Raw genomic sequence first — 4228 nt, forward strand, 5'->3', positions numbered from 1 at the left:
CTGAAATGGGGCGAAAGTCTGTGGACTCTGTGTAAGACAGTACATGGTTTTTTAACTGTGGTATGCGACGGTGGTGGAAGCAGAAACTTAAATCGTGAGGTTTAGGAATCGCCGCACTTTTAGGGCGGCGAGGATGTCAAGGCTGACCATTACCCCAATTCTAGAATTTCCGTTTTTTTTGGTTTTCTTGACTACTATTCGGCGGTAGCCAATCCAGTTTCGGTGCTGCTGGTGGTGCGACGACGGGTGAGAGTATTAAAGAGCATAATTCCGATCGCTTTGATCAGATTACCTTCCAACTCTTGGAACATTTTCATGTTCATGCCAAAAGCGGCGTTAGCTTCGGTGACAATGCGATCAGCCATGGCTTGATCCACTGGTAACTCGTCGAGGGTTTGACGATAGTGGTTTTTATAGGCTTTTTCGTCGGAAATATCTTTGAAATCATAGAAAGCCGTGCCACCAGTTTCCAGATTCATCGCTTTTTCGGCGATTTTTTTCAAGATTTGCCCCCCGGACAGATCGCCGAGATAACGGGTATAGGAATGAGCGACTAATAATTCGGGTTCTGTTGTGGCGATTTCCCGAATCCGGTTAACGTAGGCCTGACCTGCGGGAGATAAAGCGATCTCGTTGCGCCAATTGGGACCGTAATAAAAATATAAATCCTGTTCCAGCGTATTTTTACGATTGAGTTCAGGAAAACAGATTTTAGAAACGACGGGATGACTACGAAGTTTTTCCATCTCCTCCTCCATGGCCGAATAGACGAAGTAGAGGTTAGCCACCAGTTTGCGATAGGAAGTTTTTTCTACCACGCCTTTGAGAAAACACTTGACAAAACCGACGTTTTCTGCCATGGTGTGGGATTTTTTCGTGCCTTCCCGCAGTTGAGTTGATAAATTAACGCTCATATTATGATCACCTGTTTGGATGAGTAGAATGGATCGGGTTCGTTACAGATGCTTACTAAAACCGTCTATTTTGGTAGATTAAACTGAATCGATCGGTAATTTTATTAAGAATTTTTACAGTACCTCTGGGGGAGCTTAGGGGAGAAATTTAGCTCTAGCAGGACTTGACCGCCAGTTAAAACCGGTATCGATCGAGATGGCGCAATTGTAAAGATTAGTGAAAAACTGCTTCCTAGTTGATCTTGGGGAGAGAGATGGTATAATCTAGCACCAATATCAATTCTTGCTCGACATTCTTCACGCTTCTTAGCAATTCTTAACATTCACGAGACTTATATCAGCAAAATTTCACAAATTAAAACCGAATTTAGCAATCATGCTTATAATCAGTACAGGATTCTTTATGTTGTGCTAAACTCAAGCCCTTGAGAGACAAAGCCCTAGTTGCGATGTCAGCGAGAACACATTTAGCAACTCCCTACCCAAACCGTTAGTCATAACACTCTGGTAATGCCCCGAATACTTGTAATCGATGATGATCCTGCAATCGCGGAATTAGTCTCCATCAACTTGGAGATGGCGGGTTATGACGTTAATCCCGCAGAGGACGGGATTAAAGGCCAGGCCTTGGCCGTCCAGTTACAACCCGATTTAATCATGCTGGATTTAATGCTGCCCAAAGTCGATGGTTTTACCGTCTGTCAGCGTTTGCGACGAGATGAACGCACGTCCGACATCCCGATTTTGATGCTCACAGCCTTAGGACAAACCCAAGATAAAGTGGAAGGTTTTAACGCCGGTGCCGATGATTACCTGACCAAACCTTTCGAGGTGGAGGAAATGTTAGCTAGGGTACGCGCTCTCCTCAGACGCACCGATCGCATTCCCCAAGCCGCTAAACACTCAGAAATACTCAGTTTTGGACCTTTAACCCTGGTTCCCGAACGTTTTGAGGCGGTCTGGTTTGAAAGTGTGGTCAAGTTAACCCATCTAGAATTCGAGTTACTCCACTGTCTTCTCCAACGTCACGGTCAAACCGTTTCCCCTAGTGATATTCTCAAGGAGGTCTGGGGATACGATCCCGATGATGATATCGAGACTATTCGCGTTCATATTCGCCATCTGAGAACGAAACTAGAACCCGATCCCCGCCACCCTCGCTATATTAAAACCGTTTACGGTGCGGGTTATTGTCTGGAGTTACCCACCAATGAACAGGTGGTGCTTGATTCATCGGCGGCAACGGTTTAAACAGGGAGCAATTGTCTAGATAGGCAATAGGGACAATTGTTTCCTCGCTCCTCCTCTTCAGATTGAGAAGGTTTGACCGGCGGTTCGGTTTTGATGGCTATGGCTGAGGCCTCTTTTTGGCCCTGACTATAACCAGGGGAAAACACCCCCAGCAAGTCAGGACAATGGCGGGAGTAACTATGGCTGGCTGAATAAATCTAAAAACCTTGTTGGGTAAGACTTTTAGACCTTTTAGAAATCAAAAAGTACCGCATCTGGGAGTGATCGGGGGGAAAATTCAGGGACTTTTTCCCTGAAAATCGGTAAAACCCTACACCCCACACCCCACACCCCGCCCCCACAAAAAACTTTTTGCCGCAAGTCCTAACTACTGGTCTAAGGTAAATCCGTCGCCCCCATCAAAAAGCGATCGCATTCCCTGGCGGCCCCGCGACCTTCATTAATCGCCCAAACTACCAAACTTTGACCACGACGACAATCTCCTGCGGCGAACACTTTCGGTAAGCTAGTGGCAAATTGACCGTGTTCGGCCTTGATATTGCTGCGGGCATCCTTTTCTAAGCCTAAATCATCGAGTAAAGGCTGTTCTGGTCCCAAAAATCCCATGGCCAATAGAACTAATTGCGTCGGGATGACTTTTTCCGTTCCTGCTACCGGTTGGGGGATAAACTGCCCTTTTTCGTTGCGTTGCCATTCCACCTGTACCGTGTGGATCCCTGTGACGTTACCCTCGCTATCCCCCTCGAATTTAGTCGCCGTGGTGGTATAAACCCGGGGGTCATCACCAAAACGCGCGGCTGCTTCCTCTTGTCCATAGTCCAGACGGTAGGTTTTCGGCCATTCGGGCCAGGGATTATCGGCGGCCCGTTCTCGGGGCGGTTGCGGCATAATTTCTAATTGGGTGACGCTACGGCAGTTATGACGCAGGGAAGTCCCCACACAGTCGGTTCCCGTGTCACCACCGCCGATAATTACCACGTCTTTACCCGCGGCCGAGATAAAATCCTCCCCCGGCTGTCCGTCTAATAGTGCCTTTGTATTAGCGGTGAGAAACTCCATGGCGAAGTGAATGCCCTTTAAGTGGCGACCTTCGATGTTTAAATCCCGGGGTTTGGTGGCCCCGGTACAGATAACCACGGCATCGTATTCGTTTAATAGGTCTTGGCTGCTGATATCCTTGCCCACTTCCGTGTTACAGACCATTTTTACCTCTTCCTGTTCGAGCATCTGGAGACGACGCAGAACCACTTCTTCCTTATCTAACTTCATGTTGGGGATACCGTACATTAATAGTCCCCCGGGGCGATCGGCCCGTTCATAAACTGTCACCCAGTGACCGGCTTTATTTAACTGGTCGGCGGCTGCTAATCCAGCAGGTCCAGAACCGATCACGGCCACTTTTTTGCCGGTACGGATGGCGGGGGGATTGGCAGTAATCCACCCAGATTCCCAACCTTTGTCAATAATCGAACATTCAATATTTTTGATCGTAACGGGGGGATTATGAATACCGAGAACACAGGAACCCTCACAGGGGGCGGGGCAGACTCTACCGGTAAATTCGGGGAAATTATTGGTTTTATGGAGGCGATCGAGGGCTTCTCGCCACAATCCTCGATAGATTAAATCATTCCATTCGGGAATCAGGTTATTAATCGGGCAACCACTGGCCATGCCACTAATTAGGGTTCCCGTGTGACAAAATGGTGTGCCACAATCCATACAACGGGCTGCCTGATTGCGGAGTTTATCTTCTGGCATGGGAAGATGAAACTCATCCCAATTATGAAGGCGATCGAGGGGGGTAAGTTCGGAAGGAAGTTCACGCAGGAATTCGATAAAGCCAGTCGGTTTGCCCATAGTCTTTTTTGTCTCTGTCGTTTATTCCCTATCTTCCTTCAGGGTTCGATCGATTCCCGCAACTTTACCGATTTTGAGGGGGTCAATTACCTAATTTTCAGGGAAAAAGTAGCTGAATTTCCCCCTGATCACTCCCATATCTGGTACTTTTGGATTTCAAAAAAGGCTAAAAGTCTTATCCAGCAAGGTTTTTAGATTTATTC

At 47.4% G+C, this 4228-nt stretch carries 3 protein-coding genes; 1 reads left to right on the top strand and 2 read right to left on the bottom strand.

Annotated elements, in window-relative coordinates; genetic code table 11:
- Positions 1-194: 194 nt before the first annotated feature.
- Positions 195-914 (bottom strand): biliverdin-producing heme oxygenase, encoded by a 720-nt coding sequence (locus IM450_RS16055; RefSeq protein ID WP_004268415.1) that lies wholly within the window; start codon positions 912-914, stop codon positions 195-197.
- Between the two features lie 510 nt (positions 915-1424).
- On the opposite strand from IM450_RS16055, the gene IM450_RS16060 reads away from it, so the two are divergent.
- Entirely contained in the window at positions 1425-2165 is a 741-nt protein-coding gene (locus IM450_RS16060) for a response regulator transcription factor (RefSeq protein ID WP_002798623.1), read from the top strand.
- 375 nt (positions 2166-2540) lie between these two features.
- Here IM450_RS16060 and IM450_RS16065 read toward each other — a convergent pair whose 3' ends face one another.
- Positions 2541-4025, bottom strand: coding sequence for a glutamate synthase subunit beta (locus tag IM450_RS16065; RefSeq protein WP_287669718.1), 1485 nt, complete (start codon positions 4023-4025; stop codon positions 2541-2543).
- Positions 4026-4228 lie beyond the last annotated feature (203 nt).

Source organism: Microcystis sp. M083S1, assembly GCF_020246405.1.
Lineage (GTDB): Bacteria > Cyanobacteriota > Cyanobacteriia > Cyanobacteriales > Microcystaceae > Microcystis > Microcystis aeruginosa_C.